Origin of the sequence: Paenirhodobacter enshiensis, assembly GCF_000740785.1 — a bacterium.
GTDB classification, from domain to species: Bacteria; Pseudomonadota; Alphaproteobacteria; order Rhodobacterales; family Rhodobacteraceae; genus Rhodobacter; species Rhodobacter enshiensis.
Genome location: NZ_JFZB01000014.1, coordinates 132,460 through 150,686, shown reverse-complemented (window position 1 = coordinate 150,686; position 18,227 = coordinate 132,460). Strand labels below are relative to the sequence as shown.

Annotated in this window: 19 protein-coding genes; 11 read left to right on the top strand and 8 right to left on the bottom strand. The window is 68.8% G+C overall.

What is annotated here, in order from left to right; all coding sequences use genetic code 11:
• Window positions 1-98: 98 nt before the first annotated feature.
• From CG50_RS09440 to CG50_RS09420, 5 genes are all read left to right on the top strand, one after another.
• The gene (locus tag CG50_RS09440; protein WP_036637439.1) at window positions 99-1,148 is read left to right on the top strand and encodes a GlxA family transcriptional regulator; all 1,050 of its coding nucleotides are present in this window, start codon (window positions 99-101) and stop codon (window positions 1,146-1,148) included.
• A 168-nt stretch (window positions 1,149-1,316) separates the two neighbouring features.
• Window positions 1,317-1,802, top strand: a complete 486-nt coding sequence (locus CG50_RS09435; protein WP_036637437.1) for a cytochrome b — start codon at window positions 1,317-1,319, stop codon at window positions 1,800-1,802.
• 34 nt (window positions 1,803-1,836) lie between these two features.
• Window positions 1,837-3,756, top strand: a complete 1,920-nt coding sequence (locus CG50_RS09430; RefSeq protein WP_081880363.1) for a heavy metal translocating P-type ATPase — start codon at window positions 1,837-1,839, stop codon at window positions 3,754-3,756.
• A gap of 81 nt (window positions 3,757-3,837) precedes the next feature.
• The gene (locus tag CG50_RS09425; protein WP_036637435.1) at window positions 3,838-4,497 is read left to right on the top strand and encodes a response regulator; all 660 of its coding nucleotides are present in this window, start codon (window positions 3,838-3,840) and stop codon (window positions 4,495-4,497) included.
• A complete protein-coding gene (locus CG50_RS09420) occupies window positions 4,494-5,861 on the top strand; it encodes a sensor histidine kinase (RefSeq protein WP_036637433.1) in 1,368 nt (455 codons plus the stop codon). The genes CG50_RS09425 and CG50_RS09420 overlap by 4 nt, the downstream gene beginning before the upstream one ends.
• Before the next feature lie 13 nt (window positions 5,862-5,874).
• Here the strand turns inward: CG50_RS09420 and CG50_RS09415 are convergent, their stop codons facing one another.
• On the bottom strand, window positions 5,875-6,558 hold the full coding sequence (locus tag CG50_RS09415) for a GntR family transcriptional regulator (RefSeq protein WP_051909820.1): 684 nt from the start codon (window positions 6,556-6,558) through the stop codon (window positions 5,875-5,877).
• A gap of 231 nt (window positions 6,559-6,789) precedes the next feature.
• On the opposite strand from CG50_RS09415, the gene CG50_RS09410 reads away from it, so the two are divergent.
• The 5 genes from CG50_RS09410 (at window position 6,790) to CG50_RS09390 (ending at window position 11,693) form a co-directional block, all read left to right on the top strand.
• The gene (locus CG50_RS09410) at window positions 6,790-7,776 is read left to right on the top strand and encodes an ABC transporter ATP-binding protein (RefSeq protein ID WP_036637431.1); all 987 of its coding nucleotides are present in this window, start codon (window positions 6,790-6,792) and stop codon (window positions 7,774-7,776) included.
• A gap of 50 nt (window positions 7,777-7,826) precedes the next feature.
• On the top strand, window positions 7,827-9,092 hold the full coding sequence (locus CG50_RS09405; RefSeq protein WP_036637429.1) for an ABC transporter substrate-binding protein: 1,266 nt from the start codon (window positions 7,827-7,829) through the stop codon (window positions 9,090-9,092).
• A gap of 108 nt (window positions 9,093-9,200) precedes the next feature.
• Entirely contained in the window at window positions 9,201-10,076 is an 876-nt protein-coding gene (locus CG50_RS09400; protein WP_245615663.1) for an ABC transporter permease, read from the top strand.
• A 1-nt stretch (window position 10,077) separates the two neighbouring features.
• Window positions 10,078-10,914, top strand: coding sequence for an ABC transporter permease (locus CG50_RS09395; protein WP_036637427.1), 837 nt, complete (start codon window positions 10,078-10,080; stop codon window positions 10,912-10,914).
• Window positions 10,915-11,012: 98 nt separating this feature from the next.
• Window positions 11,013-11,693 carry an aspartate/glutamate racemase family protein gene (locus CG50_RS09390; protein WP_036637425.1) on the top strand — a complete coding sequence of 227 codons (681 nt, stop codon included), beginning with the start codon at window positions 11,013-11,015 and terminating at the stop codon, window positions 11,691-11,693.
• A 19-nt stretch (window positions 11,694-11,712) separates the two neighbouring features.
• Here the strand turns inward: CG50_RS09390 and CG50_RS09385 are convergent, their stop codons facing one another.
• Window positions 11,713-12,855 (bottom strand): alpha-D-ribose 1-methylphosphonate 5-triphosphate diphosphatase, encoded by a 1,143-nt coding sequence (locus CG50_RS09385; RefSeq protein WP_036637529.1) that lies wholly within the window; start codon window positions 12,853-12,855, stop codon window positions 11,713-11,715.
• Window positions 12,856-12,980: 125 nt separating this feature from the next.
• Between CG50_RS09385 and CG50_RS09380 the strand changes: the two genes are divergently transcribed.
• A complete protein-coding gene (locus CG50_RS09380; protein ID WP_036637415.1) occupies window positions 12,981-13,667 on the top strand; it encodes a DUF1045 domain-containing protein in 687 nt (228 codons plus the stop codon).
• Here the strand turns inward: CG50_RS09380 and phnN are convergent.
• From phnN to phnH, 6 genes are read right to left on the bottom strand one after another with little or no spacing between them, the layout of a single operon-like run.
• The gene (gene phnN, locus CG50_RS09375; RefSeq protein WP_036637413.1) at window positions 13,660-14,211 is read right to left on the bottom strand and encodes a phosphonate metabolism protein/1,5-bisphosphokinase (PRPP-forming) PhnN; all 552 of its coding nucleotides are present in this window, start codon (window positions 14,209-14,211) and stop codon (window positions 13,660-13,662) included. The two genes, CG50_RS09380 and phnN, sit on opposite strands and share 8 nt — an antisense overlap.
• A gap of 1 nt (window position 14,212) precedes the next feature.
• Complete coding sequence (gene phnL / locus CG50_RS09370; protein WP_394297137.1) at window positions 14,213-14,920, bottom strand: phosphonate C-P lyase system protein PhnL; 708 nt, start codon at window positions 14,918-14,920, stop codon at window positions 14,213-14,215.
• A gap of 16 nt (window positions 14,921-14,936) precedes the next feature.
• On the bottom strand, window positions 14,937-15,710 hold the full coding sequence (gene phnK / locus CG50_RS09365; RefSeq protein WP_245615662.1) for a phosphonate C-P lyase system protein PhnK: 774 nt from the start codon (window positions 15,708-15,710) through the stop codon (window positions 14,937-14,939).
• Window positions 15,707-16,582, bottom strand: coding sequence for an alpha-D-ribose 1-methylphosphonate 5-phosphate C-P-lyase PhnJ (locus CG50_RS09360; RefSeq protein ID WP_036637411.1), 876 nt, complete (start codon window positions 16,580-16,582; stop codon window positions 15,707-15,709). The genes phnK and CG50_RS09360 overlap by 4 nt, the downstream gene beginning before the upstream one ends.
• Window positions 16,579-17,670, bottom strand: a complete 1,092-nt coding sequence (locus tag CG50_RS09355; RefSeq protein WP_036637409.1) for a carbon-phosphorus lyase complex subunit PhnI — start codon at window positions 17,668-17,670, stop codon at window positions 16,579-16,581. The genes CG50_RS09360 and CG50_RS09355 overlap by 4 nt, the downstream gene beginning before the upstream one ends.
• Window positions 17,670-18,227 carry a phosphonate C-P lyase system protein PhnH gene (phnH, locus tag CG50_RS09350; RefSeq protein WP_036637408.1) on the bottom strand — a complete coding sequence of 186 codons (558 nt, stop codon included), beginning with the start codon at window positions 18,225-18,227 and terminating at the stop codon, window positions 17,670-17,672. Before phnH ends, CG50_RS09355 begins: the two co-directional genes overlap by 1 nt.

The window sequence follows — 18,227 nt, the reverse complement described above, 5'->3', positions numbered from 1 at the left end:
GCCATGTCGTCGCTGTCGCAACCCACCCGCAGGATCTTGCGCCCGGCGCGGCTGCGGCTAAACCTGAGAGCACCACGGCCCGCCACAGGAGATCCCCGATGCGCCCGCCCCGGACATCCGCACCGGCCCGTCCGGACGGCAAGACCTATGTCGCCCCGGGTGTCGCGCATGTGACGCTGGCGGGGCAGCCCGGTTGCGTGCCCGGTTGTGTGCAGGTCTCTTTCGTGCTGATGCCACAGTTTACCATGCTCGCCTTCACCTCGGCGCTGGAGCCTTTGCGCGTCGCCAATCAGCTGGTCGGGCGCGAACTGTTTCGCTGGAATGTCTATTCGGCCACCGGCACCGCGGTTCCAAGCTCGAACGGCGTCGCGGTGATGCCCGACGCGGCGTTGCCGCCCGAGCCGCCCGAGGGCTATATTCTGGTGTGTGGCGGGGTCGAGCCAGACCGCAATACCGGCCCCGAGATCGCCAGCTGGCTGCGTCTCGCCTGGCGGCGGGGCCGCACGGTGGGCGGGCTGTGCACCGGGGCCTATGCCCTCGCACGCGCGGGGATCCTGTCGGGGCGCAAGTTCACGCTGCACTGGGAAAACATCCCCGGATTCGCCGAGACCTTCCCAGACCTCGCCCCGGTGCGCCAGCTTTACTGCATCGACGGACGCATCGTGACCTGCGCGGGCGGCGTCGCGGCGGCCGATCTCGCGCTCAAGATCATCAGCGACAGCTTCGGCGCCGAGCTTGGGCGCATGACGATGAACATGTGCCTGCTGTCGCAGCGCCGCCCGGCCGACGAGAACCAGATCCCCTCGATCGCCGCGCGCCTTGGCACCCGCAACGAGAAGGTCGTCGCCGCGATCCGCTACATGGAGGCGGGGCTTGCCGAGGGTATCGACCTCGACGATTGCGCCGCCGCGGTGGGCGTGACGCTCAGGCAGTTGCAGCGGCTGTTTCGCCATCACCTCGGCATGACGCCGGTGCAATGCCTCAACGACATGCGGCTGCGTCACGGCCGGGCGCTGCTGGCGGAAACCGACATGCCCGTCCTCGAGGTGGCGCTGGCCTGCGGCTATGCCTCGCGGTCGAGCTTTTCCAAGGGCTTCAGCCGCAAGTTCGGCATCTCGCCGCAGCGGTTCTCGACCTTCGGCGACTGAGGCCCCCAAAGGTCGCCCCCCCCCGCGTCAGCTTGCCGTAAGCTCTGCATGTCACAGCGGCGCTCGAAGAGGGGCGAAGCCCTTGACAGGATGTCGCTTCGCCCCTGCAATGCCATCATACGGCAGGCCCCGATCCGCGGCGCGCCTGACCGAACAAGGAGGACCCGAATGGGCAAGGTTCAGGGATACAGCGGGCTGCAGATCGCGGTGCACTGGATCACGGCGATTCTCGTCGTTTTCAACTATTTCTACAGCGAGGGCATGGGCTCTGCGCTGGATCAGAGGCTGGGAGAAACGCCGGAACATGCCGTCGAGATCAACCCGCAGATTCACGTCTGGGTCGGGGTTGCGGTGCTCGCTCTGGTCGTGCTGCGTCTGGTGCTTCGGATGAAACGCGGGGCACCGGCTGCTCCGGGGCCGGAATGGCTGGCGATGGCAGCCCTGTGGGGGCACCGGCTGCTTTATGCGCTGCTTCTGCTGGCGCCGGTGCTGGGCGGGCTGACCTGGTTTGGCGGGATCGGTTCGCTCGGCGATGTTCATGCGCTTGTCGCGAACGGTCTGCTGATCGTCGCGGGCGGCCATGCGGTGATGGCGCTGTTCCACCAGTATGTTCTCAAGGATCACCTGCTGCTGCGGATGATGCGCGCGGACTGAGCGCGCCCGGACGGAGCCGGTTCCGGAAAACTTCATGCGGCGCGCGCCTGTCGGGTGCGCGCCCTTTCGCAAGCCAGTTCAGGCCAGCCGCATCGTGCCCATCCTGTCGCATCGCTTCCATGACTTCACGCGCCTGTCGCTTGTCGTGATCGCTCTTCTGGGGCTGGCGGCGGGGAGCGGGGCGTATTGGCTCGGCCGGCCGGACGTCGCGGCGCCGGTCTGGGCGGTGGCGACGTTGCCCGCGCTGATCGCGCTGCTGGTCGAGATCGTCACCGATCTGCGCCGCGGTCAGGTCGGGCTCGATATCATCGCGGCGCTGTCGATGGCAACGGGGCTGGCCTTCGACGAACCGCTTGCCGCGAATGTCGTCGCGTTGATGTATTCTGGCGGGCAACTTCTTGAAATATATGCACAGGGACGGGCGCGACGCGAGATGACGGCGCTGCTCGGACGGGTCGCGCGCACCGCGCAGCGCCGCGATGCGGGCGGGCTGACCGAGGTCCCCATCGCCGAGCTGCGCCCCGGCGAGACGGTGCTGATCCGCCAGGGCGAGGTGCTGCCGGTCGATGGCCGGATCGCCTCGGCGGTCGCGGTGCTCGACGAATCCGCCCTGACCGGAGAGCCCTTGCCCGTTCGCCGGACCCGCGGCGAGGAGGCGATGAGCGGCACAAGCTGCGCCGCCGAGGCCTTCGATCTCATCGTGCTGCGTCCGGCCTCCGAGAGCACCTATGCCGGTATCGTGCGTCTGGTCGAGGCTGCACGCGACAGCCGGGCGCCGATGATGCGGCTGGCGGATCGCTATGCGATGGCCTTCCTCGGGGTGACCGTGGCGCTGGCCGGGCTTGCCTGGGGGCTGTCGGGGGACCGGCTGCGCGCGCTGGCGGTGCTGATGGTGGCGACGCCGTGCCCGCTGATCCTCGCGGTGCCCGTCGCGATCATCTCGGGGATGTCGCGCACTGCCGCGGCGGGGGTGATGGTCAAAAACGGTGGCGCTCTCGAGGCGCTCGCGCTGGTGCGCACGGCGGTTCTCGACAAGACCGGCACGCTTACCGCGGGCCGGGCCGAGGTGACGCGGATCGTGCCCTGCGCGGGTTTCACCGAAGACGAGGTGCTGGGTGCGGCGGCGGCTCTCGATCAGGCGTCGAACCATGTGATGGCCCAGGCGCTGGTGTCGGCGGCGCGCGCCCGCGGGCTGGCGTTGCCCGCCCCCGAAGCCGTGACCGAAGCGGCGGGCTCGGGCATTCGCGGCCGGGTCTCGGGTCGCGATGTCGTCGCGGGGGGCGAGGGGCATCTGCGTGCCCTCGGCCATGATCTGCCCGAACGGGAGTTCGCGCCGGGCACGGCGACGGTGGTCGTGGCGATCGACGGCCGTCTCGCGGGGCTGATCGCACTGGCCGATCCGCCGCGCGCCGAGGCGCTGGCGGTGCTTGCCGCGCTGCGCCGGGCGGGCGTCGTGCGCATCGTCATGGCCTCGGGCGACCGGCCCGAAGTGGCGCGGGCGGTGGGCGAGGCGCTCGGTCTCGATGCGGTCGCGGGCGGGCTTGCGCCCGGTGACAAGGTGGCTCTGGTCAGCCGCGAGGGGGCTGCGGCTCCGGTGATGATGGTGGGCGACGGGGTGAACGACGCGCCCGCGCTGGCCGCGGCCGATGTCGGCATCGCGATGGGCGCGCGCGGTGCCGCGGCGTCTTCCGAGGCAGCCGATGCCGTCCTTCTTGTCGACGATCTGGGCCGTCTGGCACAGGCGGTGGCCATCGCGCGCCGCACCCGCAAGATCGCGTTCGAGAGCGTCGCGCTCGGCATGGGGTTGTCGGCGCTGGCGATGCTGTTTGCGGCTGCGGGCGCGCTGCCGCCGGTTCAGGGGGCGCTGCTGCAGGAGGCGATTGACGTCGCCGCGATCCTGAACGCGCTGCGCGCCCTGCGTCCGGGTGCTGGCGAAAATATGAACGCCGCCTGAGCGGGCACGGCTTTCTTGCCCGCGGCCTCCCCGCTAGAACGGCCCGGACCGGCCCGGTGCCGGGACTGCGCGGAGGATCCCATGCGGCTTCTGGTGATCGAGGATGAACCGGATCTGGCTTCGGCTGTGGCCGAGCATCTGCACGCGCATGGCAATGCCGTCGACATCGCCCCCGATCTGGCGGGGGCCACGGCCGCGCTCGACGGGGCCGATTACGATCTGGCGCTTCTGGATCTGCACCTTCCCGATGGCGACGGCATCGGCTGGCTGCGCGGGCTGCGCCGGTCCGGGGTGCGGGTGCCGGTGCTGATCGCCACCGCGCGCGACCGCATCACCGAACGGATCGCCGGCCTCGATGCCGGGGCGGACGATTACGTGGTGAAACCCTATGACCTCGACGAGCTGACGGCGCGCATCGGCGCGATCCGGCGCCGCCACGACGGCCGGTGCGAGGCCGAGCGCCGCTTCGGCGCGCTGCGGCTGCTGCCGGAGCGTCAGGCGGTGTTCCTCGGCGATGTGCCGGTGCGTCTGACCCCGAAGGAGTGGGCCGTGCTCGAACGGCTCAGCCGGCGCGAGGGGGTGACGGTGACCCGCGCGCAGCTTGAAGATACGCTCTATGCCTTCGATGCCGAGGTGGAGAGCAACGCCATCGAGGCCCATGTCAGCCGGCTGCGCGCCAAGCTCGGCCGTCAGGCCATCGAGACGGTGCGCGGCTTCGGCTACCGGATCGGCCGGGCATGAGCGCGCGCCGTCCGCGTCTGTCGCGCCGGCTTGCGGGGCTGGTGGGGGCGGTGTTGGGACTGTTGTGGCTGGTGAGCATGGCCGCGACCGGGCTGGCATTGCGCTTCGAGGAGGGCGAGCTGTTCGATCAGCAGCTGGTCGTGGGGGCGGAGACCCTGTTGCCGATGCTGAGTGCGCAGATCGCCTCGGGCGGTGCGGTCGTGCCCGGGGCCGCCAGCCTGCGCGAGGCGCCGCGCGAGGCCCTTGCCTGGCGGATGATCGACCGCGACGGGCGGGTGCTTGCGGCCTCCGAGATGGCGGCGCGGGCGAAGTTTCCCACCGATCCGGCCCCGGGCGGATTTCAGAGAAGCGCCACGCACCGCATTTATACCACCGCTTTCGACGCGGCCGGTCATGCGGTTCAGTTCGCCGACCCGATGGCCGAGCGGCACGAGGCCTGGCGCGTGACCTTCCTGTCCTTCGCGCTGCCGATGCTGGCGCTGGTGCCGCTTGGCGGGCTTCTGGTGTGGGGCACGGTCGGGCTGGGGCTGCGGCCGCTGACGGGGCTGCGCGCCGAGATGGCAAGGCGCGACAGTCACACCCTCGCGCCGATCGGAACCGGACGTCTGCCCGAGGAACTCGCCGCCATGGCCGAAGCGATGAACGGGTTCATGGCGCGGCTCGGGCAGGCGCTGGAAGGAGAGCGCGCTTTCGCCTCGAACGCGGCGCATGAGCTGCGCACCCCCGTGGCGATCGCGCTGGCGCAGGTGCAGCGGTTGCGCGCCGAGGCGACGGATCCCGCGATCCGCGCCCGGGCCGAGACCATCGAGACCGCGCTGCAACGCATGTCGCATCTGGTCGGGCGTCTGTTGCAGCTTGCGCGCGCCGATGCCGGCGTCGGCCCGGGCGAGGCGGCGGTCGACGCCGGGGTTTTGCTGCGGCTGGTGGTGCGGGGGCTCGCTTCGGGCAGCGCGCGGCTGCAGCTGACATTGCCCGAGGCACCGGTGCCGGTGCATATCGACGCCGACGCCTTCGCCATCGTCGCCGGCAACCTGATCGAGAACGCCTTGCAGCACAGCCCCGCGGACACCCCCGTCGAGGTCGGTCTGATCCCCGGGCCGGCGGCGGAGCCGGGCGCAGATCCCGGGGAGGGCACCGGCGCCGTGCTGTGCGTGCGCAATGCCGGCCCGGTCGTGCCGCCCGGCGAGCTGGTGCGCCTCACGCAGCGCTTCGTGCGCGCACCGGGGGCGGGCGGGGCCGCGGGCTTCGGCCTCGGGTTGTGCATCAGCCATCAGATCGCGGCTCAGGCGGGCGGGCGGCTCGATCTGTCGTCGCCGGTGCCGGGGCGGACGGAGGGGTTCGAGGCGCGGCTGACCCTGGCCTGAGCGGCGATCCCCCCTACAGCTTCAGCGCCTGGCTGAGCGATGTCGGCGCCGAAGTGCGGTTGCGCAGGTCGAGCGACGTCAGCAGGTCGACCAGATGCGACTGCATCAGCTCCTCGGCGCGCGCCCCGTCATGCTCGGCCAGCGCACGCAGCAGGGCGTGATGGGCGTGGCTTTCGCACAATGCGCCGCGCCGTTCCCAATACAGCGCGATTACCAGCGACGAGCGCGACACCAGCTGACCGATGAATTCGGCGATGGTCGCCTGATCGGCGATGCGCGCGATCTCCAGATGGAACCGCCCCGACAGATAGAGCGCGCGCCCCGCCGATCCTTCGCGCACCGCGGCATGTTCCTCGTCGATGTGGCGTTGCAGGATCCCGATGTCGTCAGGTGTCGCGCGTCGCGCGGCCGAGCGGGCGGTGCGCGGCTCCAGAAGGGCGCGCGCCTCGAACACCTCGCGCGCCTCGGTCACGCTCGGCTGGGCGACGAAAGCGCCGCGGTTGCGCTTCAGCTCCACCAGACGGTCATGCGCCAGCCGTTGCAGCGCCGCGCGCACCACCGTGCGCGACACGCCGAACACATGGCCCACCTCGTCCTCGGAGAGCTTCGATCCCGGTGCCAGACGGTGTTCGTGCACCGCGAACGCGATATCCGCGGCGATGGTCTCGGCCGTGATGTCGGAGCCTGCCCCGTCCATGTCGTCACCTCCTGTGGCTGATTCGAGGATGGGGGCCGGGTGGGGCAGTGGCAAGGGCACGGGTCCGAATCCAAAATTGGATACAATTTAGAGTGCGCGAATGAGCATATCGTATACAATTTTGCCCAGAATTTCGGCAGTGCATGAAAACGCTTCATGGGCGGCGCTATCTTCTGGCCGACGGGGGCCGAACCGGGTCAGCCTGATCCCATCCAGCAGCGAGGACCAGCGATGCGCACCCCCAACGATCTCGAACTCGTGCATTTGACCAAGCGTTACGGCACCACGGTGGCGGTGAACGACATCAACCACGTGTTCGCGCCCTCGACCTATGTCTGCCTTCTGGGGCCGTCGGGCTGCGGCAAGTCGACGACGCTGCGCATGATCGCCGGGCACGAGACGGTCAGCGAAGGCGGGATCATCCTGAACGGCACTGACATCTCCAGGCTGCCGCCGGCCGCGCGCGGGACGGCGATGATGTTCCAGAGCTATGCGCTGTTTCCGCATCTGACGGTGCGCGACAACGTGTCGTTCAGCCTGAAGATGAAAGGCGTCGACAAGGCGACGCGGGCCGAGAAGGCGATGAAGCTGCTCGATCTCGTGGCGATGGCGCATCTGGCCGAACGGATGCCGGCGCAGCTGTCGGGCGGCCAGCAGCAGCGCGTGGCGCTCGCCCGCGCGCTGATCACCGAGCCGCGGGTGCTTTTGCTCGACGAGCCGCTCTCCGCGCTCGATCCGTTCCTGCGCATCCGGATGCGGGCCGAGCTGAAGAAGCTGCAACGCGAGACCGGGATCACCTTCATCCACGTCACCCACGGTCAGGACGAGGCGCTCGCGCTCGCCGATGAGGTGGTGGTGATGAACAACTCGGTGATCGAGCAGGCCGGCACTCCGCGTGAAGTCTGGGGCAGCCCGCGCACCGAATTCGTTGCGCGTTTCATGGGCGGGCACAATGTCGTCACCTTCGGCGGCCAGCGCGTCGCGCTGCGTCAGGATGCGGTGCGCATCGCCGCGGGTGGGCAGCCGGCCACGGTGACCGCCTCGGTGACGGGCATCGAATATCAGGGCGACCGTGTGGCGGTGACCAGCCGCACCGAGCTTGGCGAGGAGGTGGTGGCTCTCGTGCCCGATGCCGCCTTCTTCGCGCAACCGATCAACCCCGGCGAGACCCTCGGGCTTGCCTGGGATGAGGGGCGGGTCCACCGCCTCGAAGCCTGACAATTCCATCGCAACGACAGACAGACAGACAGACAGACAGGGGAAAGTTCATGTCGAAGATGAGATATTCGCGCCGTTCGCTTCTGGCCACGGGTGCGGCCGTTGCCGCCGCCTCGGCCTTCCCGGCGCCGATGATCTGGGCGCAGGAGATCAAGAACATCAAGCTGCGTCAGGTCGGCACGGGCGTGTCGAACCTCAACGAGGTCGGCCAGAAGGTCAAGGAAGACCTCGGATTCTCGCTCGACATGACGGCGCTGGATTCGGATGCGGTGACGCAGCGCGCCGCGACCCAGCCCGACAGCTATGACATCGCCGATATCGAATACTGGATCTGCAAGAAGGTCTGGCCGACGGGCAACCTGCAGGCGATGGATGTCTCGAAGATCAAGAATTACGACAAGATCGTCGGCATCTTCCGCGACGGCAAGCTGACGCCCGACAGCAAGATCGCCCAGGGCACCGCGCCGAACACCGTGGGCTTCGTCGAAGGCCCCGGCTCGAAGAAATTCGCGCCCGAGCAGACCCAGTGGATGACGCTGGTTCCGACGATCTACAACGCCGACACGCTCGGCATCCGCCCCGACCTGATCGGCCGTCCGATCGACAGCTGGGCGGAGCTCTTGAACCCCGAGTTCAAGGGCAAGGCCTCGATCCTCGACATTTCCTCGATCGGCATCATGGACATGGCGATGGTGTGCGAGGCGATGGGCAAGATCAAATATGGCGACAAGGGCAACATGACCCGCGCCGAGATCGACCAGACCATCGCGATCTTCACCGAGGCGAAGAAGGCCGGCCAGTTCCGCGCATTCTGGAAGTCGTTCGACGAGTCGGTGAACCTGATGGCCTCGGGCGAGGTGGTGATCCAGTCGATGTGGTCGCCCGCCGTCACCGCGGTGAAGTCGCGCGGCATCCCGTGCGTGTTCCAGCCGCTGAAGGAAGGTTATCGCGCCTGGGGCGGCGGCCTCGGCCTGTCGAAGTCGCTCAAGGGCATGGAGCTCGATGCGGCCTATGAATACATCAACTGGTATCTGTCGGGCTGGGTCGGCGCCTTCCTGATGCGTCAGGGCTACTATTCGGCGGTTCCCGAGACCTCGAAACAGTTCATGGACGCCAACGAATGGGGCTACTGGTTCGAGGGCAAGGCGGCCACCGCCGACATCGCCAACCCGTTCGGCAAGGTCATGGCCAAGGCCGGCGAGCTGCGCGACGGCGGCTCGTTCTATGAGCGCATGGGCCATGTCGCGTGCTGGAACTCGGTGATGGACGAGAACCAGTACATGGTCCGCAAGTGGAACGAGTTCATCGCCGCCTGAGGCGGCTGAGCGGCCGGGGGCGGTGACACACCGCACCAGGCGTTGCCAGACCCGCGGCGAAGGGGGACACCCCCTTCGCCTTTCCCGACCGGATGAGGAGTTTCCCCCATGTCGAGCAGTCCCGTGTCGCACACGATGTCGGAATCGGCGAAAGGCTGGCTTCTGGCCTCGCCTCTGGCGCTTGTTCTGGGCGCGTTCCTCGTCCTGCCGATCGGGATGATCTTCGTCGTCAGCTTCTGGCAGGCGACGGAATTCTCGATCGAGCCGGCGTTCTCGTGGGAGAATTACGAGTTTCTGCTGACCTCGCCGGTGACCTGGAAGGTGTTTCTCGCGACGTTCAAATATGCCTTCCTGACCTGGGTGTTCACCCTGCTGATCGGTTTCACCGTCGCCTATTATCTGGCGTTTCACATCCGCAGCGCGGCGTCGCAGACGGCGCTGTTTTTGCTGTGCACCATTCCGTTTTTGACCTCGAACATCATCCGGATGATCTCGTGGATCCCGTTTCTCGGCCGCAACGGCATCGCCAATCAGGCGCTGATCAGCCTCGGGGTGATCGACCAGCCGCTCGAATGGCTGCTCTATTCGGATTTCGCGGTGGTGCTGGCCTTCGTGCATATCAACACGCTGTTCATGATCACCCCGATCTTCAACACCATGACCCGCATCGACCACCGCCTGATCGAGGCGGCGCGCGATCAGGGCGCGTCGGGCTGGCAGATCCTGTGGAGCGTGATCGTGCCGCTGTCGAAGCCGGGCATCATGATCGGCTCGATCTTCGTGGTGACGCTGGTGATGGGCGATTTCATCACCGTGCGGTTCATGTCGGGCTCGCAATCGGCCAACGTCGGGCGGCTGATCTCCAACGACATCGGGCTTTTGCAATATCCCTCGGCCTCGGCCACCTCGGTGGTGCTGCTGATTACCGTTCTGATGATGATCGGGATCGTGCTGCGCTTCGTCAACATCCGCAAGGAGCTGTGACATGGAACCGCGTTCGAAAAGTTTCTGGTGGTTGACGGCCTTCTTCGCGCTGTTCGTGCTGTTCCTTTACGGCCCCACGGTCACCATCGGCATCCTCAGCTTTCAGGGGCCGGACGGCGGGCTGACCTTCCCGATGCGCGGCGTCTCGACGCACTGGTTCCATGCGCTGTTCGCTCAGCAGGCGGTGGGCGACATCTGGGGGGCGTGGCGGCGGTCTTTCGTGCTCGGGCTGATGGTGATGGCGGTGACGGTAGTCGTCTCGGTCATGGCGGGTCTGGCGTTTCGCAAGCATTTCGTGGGCTCGGGCGTGCTGTTCTATCTGGCGATCGCGTCCCTCGTGATCCCGTCGATCCTCGTCTCGCTCGGCGTCGGGCTGATCTTCAACGAAGGCGGGCTGCCGATCCACTGGGCGACCTCGGCCTTCGGCGCGCAGCTGACCTGGACGCTGCCCTTCGGCCTTCTGGTGATGTTCGCGGTGTTCAACCGTTTCGACAAGCGTTACGAGGAAGCCGCCCGCGATCAGGGCGCGTCGGCCTGGCAGACGGTGCGCCACGTGATCTTGCCGATCATCGCCCCGCCGGTGATCGGGGTGGCGCTGTTCGGCTTCTCGCTGTCCTATGACGAATTCGCCCGCACGCTGCTGACGTCGGGCAGCTACAACACCCTTCCGCTCGAGATCTTCGGCATGACCACCAACGTGACCAATCCGGTGATCTACGCGCTCGGCACGCTGACCACGCTGTTCTCCTTCGCGATCATCGCGGTGTTCCTCGGCGTGGTCTGGGCGCTCGGTCTGCGCCGGCGGCGCGGCGGCTCTGACGCCGGCAAGAGCGTGTGAGCCTGACGCACTGAAACGACCCGAGGGGCAGGGCGCCGCCTTGCCCCTCACGCCTTGCCTGCCGCCGTTCCGGTTGGCCGCATTTTGAAGACGAGACGATGAAACTTCTCTACCTGAACCCGAATTCGACCGCCTCGATGACCGAGGCCGTGGTGATCGCTGCCCGTGCGGCGCTGGCGGGCACCGCGCCCGGAACCGAGATCCTCGGCTGGACCAACGCGGGCGCGCCGCCGGCGATCCAGGGGCCGGAGGATGGCGCTGCCGCTGTGCCGGGGCTTCTGGCGCAACTGCCGCGCGCGCGGGCCGAGGCGGTCGATGCCATCGTCATCGCCTGTTTCGACGATACCGGGCTCGACGAGATGCGGGCGGCGGCGCATTGCCCGGTGCTCGGCATCGGTCAGTCGGCCTATGCGATGGCGGGGCTTCTGGGGCTCAGGTTTTCGGTGGTGACGACGCTCGCGGTCTCGGTCCCGGTGATCGAGGGGAATATCCGCCGGCTCGGCTTCGCGCCGGGCTGCACTTCGGTCCGGGCGAGCGGTCTGCCGGTGCTGGCGGTCGATGCCGGCGGGCCCGAGGTCTGCGCGCGCCTGACGGCCGAGGCCGAGGCCGCGCGCCGCGACGACGGGGCGGAGGCCGTGGTCCTCGGCTGTGCCGGCATGGCGCATCTGCACGCCGCGCTGTCCGAGACCGCATCCTTACCGCTGATCGACGGGGTGGCGGCGTCTGCGCGCCTCGCACTTGCGGCCGCGCAGACGGTTGCGGGTTCGGCGCGGGGGTAATCCCCCCGCGCGCCCTTCCTCAGGCAACGCGCTCGCCGCCGACCCAGGTGCCGCGCAGCCGCGCCGTGACCGGGCCGAGCGGGCGCACCCGGATCACATCGGCGCGCAGCCCCTCGGCGATGCGGCCGCGGTCGGTCAGCCCCGCGGCCGCGGCGGGCGTCGCCGTCACCGTGCGCAGCCCGCGCGGCAGATCCCCCCACAGCGCGCCCAGATGCAGCGCCCCGGTCAGCAGCGCCGCCGGCACGTAATCCGACGACACGATATCGAGATGCCCCGCATCCGCGAGCGTGCGCGCCGCCACATTGCCCGAATGCGAGCCGCCGCGGATCAGGTTCGGCGCACCCATGATGACGCGGATCCCGGCCTCGGTGCAGGCCTCGGCGGCCTCGGTCGTCGTGGGGAATTCTGCAAGGCGAATGCCGTGGGCGGCCGAGGTCGCCACCTGCGCGCGGTCGGTGTCGTCATGGCTCGCGAGCGTCGCGCCCACCGTCCGGGCGAAATCGAGGACCGCCGCCTCGTGGCGCGCGCCATAGGCCGCGCTCAGCTCCATCTGCCGCGCGACGTGGTCGCGGAAGGCCTCGGGGCTCATGCCGCGCTTGCCGCGCATGTATTGCTCGAGTTTCGACAGATCGCGGAACTGGCGCTGGCCGGGGGTGTGGTCCATCAGGCTGACGATGCCGATGTGATCCCCGGGGCCGAATTCGGAGAATTCCTCGATCAGCGTCTGCGAGCAGACCTCGGCCCTCAGGTGGATCAGATGGGTGATGCGCAGCGCATCGGCCGCGCGCAGATCGAGGATCGTGCTCGCCACCTCGCGGGCATATTTGCGATATTCGCTGTCGCCCCCCAGAATCGAGCCCACCCGCAGCGCGTCGAACACCGTGGTGATGCCGGCGCCGGCAAGTTCCGCGTCATGGGCGAGGATCGCCGCCTCGCGCGGCCAGCTGACGCCGGGGCGGGGCTCGATATGGCGTTCGAGGTTGTCGGTGTGCAGCTCGATCAGCCCGGGCATCACCAGATCGCCTTCGCAATCGGTGGCGCCCGCGGGCACCGCGGTGCCGGTGTCGATCCGCGCGATGCGGCCGTCTTCCAGCACCACGGTGCCGGTCACGATCTCTTCGGGAAGCACGATCCGGGCGTTTGCCAGTATGGTCTGCGTCATTTTTCTGTCCATTGGCGCCAGATGCGCCGCCTGTTTGTTGGAATTGTCGCATTCGGGCGTCATACACGCCCCAGCATGTCAGCCGCGCGACAGCCGCGCGGCAAATCTGTCACTCAGAGGTTCCGATGCCGGAGTTCACCCGTTACGCCGTCTATTACGCCCCCGAGCCCGGCCCGCTGGCCGATTTCGCGGCAAGCTGGCTCGGCTGGGATCCGGTCGCGGGGGCGGAGTGCCCCCGTCCCGCCGTGCCCGGACTTCAGGCGGATATCCCCACCCTGACCGCCGAGGCGCATAAATACGGCTTTCACGGCACGCTGAAGCCGCCGTTCCGTCTGGCCGGGGGGCGCGACGAAGCCGCGCTGATCGCCGCCGTCGATGCGCTTGGCGGCACGCTCGCGCCGGTCGAGATGCCGGCGCTTTCGCTGCGCCGGATCGGCCGGTTCCTCGCGCTGACGCCCGAAGGCGATACGGCCCCCCTCATGGCGCTGGCCGCGCGGGCGGTCGAGGCGCTCGATCCGTTCCGCGCGCCGATGACCGCGGCCGACCGCGCCCGCCGCCACCCCGAGAAACTCTCGCCCGCGCAGGTCGCGCTTCTCGACCGCTGGGGCTATCCTTACGTCATGGACGAGTTCCGCTTTCATCTGACGCTGACCGGCAAGCTGACCGAAGCCGAGGCCGAAGCGGTGCGCGCGGCTCTCGCGCCCGTCCTCGCGCCGATTCTGCCGGTGCCGTTCCGCATCGCGTCCCTGTGCGTCTTCGGCGAGGCGGCGGACGGGCGGTTCCATCTGGTTCATCGCTCCCCCCTCATCTGAGCTTCTGATCTTCGGGCACCGCGAGCGCGGCGATCAGCGCCGCCGCCGCCGTCTCGATGGCGCCGTCATTGTCGATGCGGATCACCCGCAGCCCGGCGGGCAGCTCGAAGGCCGGCGCGCGCGCCAGACGCTCGCGGATCTGCGCCGCACTCTCGCGTCCTCGGGCTGAAAGGCGGGCGGCCAGCGTCTCGGGGCTTGCGGTCACGAGGATCACGCCAAGCCCCGGAAACCGCCGGGCGGCCTCGGCCAGCGTCGCGCGCGAGGCGTTGAACAGCACCGTCTCGCCCGCCTCGGCCGCGCCGAGCGCCGAGATGGGGATGCCGTAGCGCAGCCCATGCGCACGCCAGTGCAGCGCCAGATCGCCACGTTCCACCATTTCGGAGAACTCGGCCTCGGTCGCGGGCACGAACGGCTCGCCCCCGGCCTCGGCCGGGCGGGTGACGATGCGGCGCACCACGCGGATATCGGGCCGGGCGCGTTCGAGCGCGGCGATCAGCGTGTCCTTGCCCGCCCCCGAGGGGCCGCAGATCGCGAAGACCGCCATCTCAGCCCTCCCGCCCGGGGGTGAAGCCGGTGACGTCGATCAGCCGGTCGCAGACCCGTTCGCGCGCGCCCTCGTCGTGGAAGATGCCGACGATGGCGGCGCCGCGGTCCTTCGCTTCCTCGATCAGGGTCAGCACGGTTTCGCGGTTCAGCGCATCGAGGCTCGCCGTCGGCTCGTCGAGGAGCAGCGCCGGGAACGGATGGGCGAAGCCGCGGGCGATGTTGACGCGCTGTTGCTCGCCGCCCGAGAAGGTGGTGGGCGAGAGCGACCACAGCCGTTCGGGCAGCCGCAGCCGGGCAAGCAGCGCGGCGGCGCGGGTGCGCGCCTCTTCCTCGGGCCGGCCGAGCGCGATCAGCGGCTCCGCCACCACGTCGAGGGCGGGAACCCGCGGCAGCACGCGCAGGAACTGGCTGACATAGCCCAGCCGGTCGCGGCGCAGCGCCACGATCTCGCGCGGATCGGCGCGCGAGACATCGGTGCCCGCGACCTCGATGGTGCCCGCAGCCGTCAGATAGTTGCCGTAGATCATCCGCATCAGCGTCGACTTGCCCGCGCCCGAGGCGCCCACCAGCCCGACGCATTCGCCCGCCGCGACGGCAAGCGTGGCGCCCGCCATCACCTCGATCACCGCGCCGCCCTGATTGTGCAAGGTGAAGGTCTTCGCCACGCCCCTGAGGCGGATCACCGGATCCATGCCATTCATCTGCATCGTCATCGTTCCATCCTCACACCTGCAACACCGAGGAGACCAGCAACTGCGTATAGGCATGTTGCGGATCGTCAAGCACCTGATCGGTCAGCCCGGCCTCGATCACCCGGCCTCCCTTCATCACCATCAGCCGGTCGGCCAGAAGCCGCACCACCGCCAGATCGTGCGTCACCACGATGGCCGACAGCCCCATCCGCCGCACCAGCCCCCGGATCAGATCGAGAAGCCGCGCCTGCACCGAGACATCGAGGCCGCCCGTCGGCTCGTCCATGAACACCAGCCGCGGCCCCGTCACCAGATTGCGCGCGATCTGCAACCGCTGCTGCATCCCGCCCGAGAAGGCCGAGGGCCGGTCGTCGATCCGGTCGGCGGCGATCTCGACCCGGCCGAGCCAGTCGGTGGCGGTGTCGCGGATCTTGCCGTAGTTGCGCCCGCCGACCGCCATCAGCCGCTCGCCGACATTGCCGCCGGCCGAGACCGACAGCCGCAGCCCGTCGCGCGGGTTCTGATGCACGAAGGCCCAGTCGGTGCGCGCCATCCGGCGCCTCTCGGGTTCGCTCATCGCCAGAACGTCGCGCCCGTCATAGGCGATGGTGCCGGCATCGGGCGCCATGTGCCCCGCGAGACAGCCGAGCAGCGTCGACTTGCCCGAGCCGGATTCGCCCACGATCCCCATCACCTCGCCGGGATACAGATCGAAGCTGACGCCGGTGCAGCCGATGCGCGCGCCGTAACGCTTTTCGAGGTCGCGGACGCTGAACAGGGGGCGGGTCATCTGAAGATCAGTCATTTCACGTCCTCCGTGCCCGCGCCAAGCCGTCCGACATGGCCCGCGGCGCGCCGTCCGGCGCAATGATCGGTGTCCGAGCACACGAACATCCGCCCGCCCGCATCGTCGACGATCACCTCGTCGAGGTAGCTGTCTTCGGCGCCGCACAGGTCGCAGGCGTGATCGGCTTTCGAGGCCTCGAACGGGTGGTCCTCGAAATCGAGGCTGCGCACCTTCGTATAGGGCGGCAGCGCATAGATCCGCTGTTCGCGCCCGGCGCCGAACAGCATCAGCGCGGGCGATCGGTCGAGCTTCGGATTGTCGAAGCGCGGGATCGGCGAGGGCGACATCACGTAATGCTCCTCCACCATCACCGGATAATCGTAAGCCGTGGCGATATGGCCGTTCTTTGCGATGTCTTCATAAAGCTTCACATGCATCAGCCCGTAATCCGACAGCTCGTGCATCTTGCGGGTTTCGGTCTCGCGCGGTTCGAGGAAGCGCAGGGGCTCCGGGATCGGCACCTGAAAGACCATGATCTGGTCTTCGGTCAGCGGCTCTTCGGGGATGCGGTGGCGGGTCTGGATCAGCGTGGCGTCCCGCGTGTGCTCGGTCACCGCGACATCGGCGGTGCGCTGGAAGAACCGCCGGATCGAGACCGCGTTGGTGGTGTCGTCGGCGCCCTGGTCGATGACCTTCAGCGTGTCCTCGGGGGTCAGGCAGGCGGCGGTGACCTGCACGCCGCCGGTGCCCCAGCCGTAAGGCATCGGCATCTCGCGGCTGGCGAAGGGCACCTGATAGCCGGGGATCGCCACGCCCTTCAGGATCGCGCGGCGGATCATGCGCTTGGTGTCCTCGTCGAGATAGGCGAAGTTGTAGGCCTGATCGGTCATGCCCGGTCCTCCGGTTCAGTGGTGTCCGCGGTGCCTTGTTTCAGCGCTTCCGCCCGGATGCGGCGGATCAGCTCCAGCTCGGACTGGAAATCGACGTAATGCGGCAGCTTGATATGTTCGAGGAACCCCGTCGCCTGGATGTTGTCGCAATGGCTGAGGACGAATTCTTCGTCCTGCGCCGGGGCGCCGGTGAAATCCTCGCCAAGCTCCTTCCAGCGCAGCGCCCGGTCGACGAGAGACATCGCGATGGCCTTGCGCTCGGACTGGCCAAGCACCAGCCCATAGCCGCGGGTGAACTGCGCCGGTTCGGTTTTCGAGCCGAGGAACTGGTTCACCGTCTCGCATTCGGTCAGCTCGACCTCGCCCAAGGCGATGCTCAGCCCGAGTTCGGGGATCTCCATCTCGACGGTGACGAGGCCGATGCGCAGCTCGCCCACGAAAGCATGGGTGCGGCCATAGCCGCGCTGGGTCGAATAGGCGAGCGACAGGATGAACCCTTCGTCCGCACGCGCGAGTGCCTGCAGCCGCAGCGCCCGGTCGGCGGGCAGCGACAGCGGCGTGCGGGTCAGATCGCCGGGTTCGGTGTCGTCGGGGTCCGCCGCCTCGATCAGCCCGTCGCGGCCGAGGAACCCCGTCACATGCGGCATCGTTTCCGGATCGCGCGGCGGCGGCACCGCGCCTTCGGCCAGCAGCGCGAAGTCGATCAGCCGGTGGGTATAGTCAAAAGTCGGGCCGAGGATCTGCCCCCCCGGCGCGTCCTTGAACGTGGCCGAGATGCGCCGGATGCAGGCCATCGCCGCGGTCTCGACCGGCACCGAATGCCCGAAGCGCGGCAGCGTCGTGCGATAGGCGCGGATCAGGAAGATCGCCTCGATCAGATCGCCGCGCGCCTGCCTTATCGCCAGCGCCGCAAGGTCGCGGTCGTACAGCGAGCCCTCGGCCATCACCCGGTCGGTGGCGAGTTTCAGTTGCCCCGCGATCTGATCGTTGCCGATCTCGGCAAGCTCGGGCGCGCCGCGCCTTTCGCGGGCGAGCCAGTCATGGGCGGCGTCGATGGCGCGCTCGCCCCCTTTGACGGCGACATACATCAGCAGACCTCCACGTGGGTGGTGCGGGGCAGGGCGGCAAGGTGCGCGCCGCAGGTGAAGAAGAAATCGAGCCCGCAGGGGAAGGCGGCGGCATTCGCGGCGAAGGCCGGGCTGTCGGGCAGCGACAGGCGGGCGCTGTCGCGGATGCCGGGGCCGGTCAGGCGCGCGCCGGTCTTGCTCAGGCTCTGGCATTCAATGATCGGCGTGGCCGAGCGGTCGGGATAATCCGGCTGTCCCGCGGGCAGGCGCGGCAGGATCGGTTCGATCTCTTCCCAGGGCCCGAGGGCGAAGGTGGCGCCCTCAGGTGCGGTGAACCCCGCCCCGGTGTGGAAGGTGATCCAGCCGCGCAGCCCGGGCGTGTCGAGCGCGGGCGCCAGCCAGATCCCGGTGCCGCGGTCGGCGAGCGTCAGCACCAGCGCGGCCGCGGCGGGCGACAGCCCGGTGCCCGAGGGGCCGGCGATCTCCACGATCCGCCCCGGCCGCGCCATGGCGTCGAGGGCGGCGCGAAACGCCCGTGCCGCCTCGCGCGGCGTGTCGGTGAAAGCGGGTGCGGTCAT

Bases quoted from the DNA above. Each gene is read 5' to 3' on its own strand.
- CG50_RS09400 (WP_245615663.1), top strand. From the start codon at position 9,201: ATGTCGAGCAGTCCCGTGTCGCACACGATGTCGGAATCGGCGAAAGGC.
- CG50_RS09410 (WP_036637431.1), top strand. From the start codon at position 6,790: ATGCGCACCCCCAACGATCTCGAACTCGTGCATTTGACCAAGCGTTAC.
- phnL (WP_394297137.1), bottom strand. From the start codon at position 14,920: ATGCAGATGAATGGCATGGATCCGGTGATCCGCCTCAGGGGCGTGGCG.
- phnN (WP_036637413.1), bottom strand. From the start codon at position 14,211: ATGGCGGTCTTCGCGATCTGCGGCCCCTCGGGGGCGGGCAAGGACACG.
- CG50_RS09430 (WP_081880363.1), top strand. From the start codon at position 1,837: ATGCGGCGCGCGCCTGTCGGGTGCGCGCCCTTTCGCAAGCCAGTTCAG.
- CG50_RS09380 (WP_036637415.1), top strand. From the start codon at position 12,981: ATGCCGGAGTTCACCCGTTACGCCGTCTATTACGCCCCCGAGCCCGGC.
- CG50_RS09355 (WP_036637409.1), bottom strand. From the start codon at position 17,670: ATGTATGTCGCCGTCAAAGGGGGCGAGCGCGCCATCGACGCCGCCCAT.
- CG50_RS09420 (WP_036637433.1), top strand. From the start codon at position 4,494: ATGAGCGCGCGCCGTCCGCGTCTGTCGCGCCGGCTTGCGGGGCTGGTG.
- phnK (WP_245615662.1), bottom strand. From the start codon at position 15,710: ATGACTGATCTTCAGATGACCCGCCCCCTGTTCAGCGTCCGCGACCTC.
- CG50_RS09425 (WP_036637435.1), top strand. From the start codon at position 3,838: ATGCGGCTTCTGGTGATCGAGGATGAACCGGATCTGGCTTCGGCTGTG.
- CG50_RS09435 (WP_036637437.1), top strand. From the start codon at position 1,317: ATGGGCAAGGTTCAGGGATACAGCGGGCTGCAGATCGCGGTGCACTGG.
- CG50_RS09360 (WP_036637411.1), bottom strand. From the start codon at position 16,582: ATGACCGATCAGGCCTACAACTTCGCCTATCTCGACGAGGACACCAAG.
- CG50_RS09385 (WP_036637529.1), bottom strand. From the start codon at position 12,855: ATGACGCAGACCATACTGGCAAACGCCCGGATCGTGCTTCCCGAAGAG.
- CG50_RS09395 (WP_036637427.1), top strand. From the start codon at position 10,078: ATGGAACCGCGTTCGAAAAGTTTCTGGTGGTTGACGGCCTTCTTCGCG.
- CG50_RS09405 (WP_036637429.1), top strand. From the start codon at position 7,827: ATGTCGAAGATGAGATATTCGCGCCGTTCGCTTCTGGCCACGGGTGCG.
- CG50_RS09415 (WP_051909820.1), bottom strand. From the start codon at position 6,558: ATGGACGGGGCAGGCTCCGACATCACGGCCGAGACCATCGCCGCGGAT.
- CG50_RS09390 (WP_036637425.1), top strand. From the start codon at position 11,013: ATGAAACTTCTCTACCTGAACCCGAATTCGACCGCCTCGATGACCGAG.
- CG50_RS09440 (WP_036637439.1), top strand. From the start codon at position 99: ATGCGCCCGCCCCGGACATCCGCACCGGCCCGTCCGGACGGCAAGACC.
- phnH (WP_036637408.1), bottom strand. From the start codon at position 18,227: ATGACCGCACCCGCTTTCACCGACACGCCGCGCGAGGCGGCACGGGCG.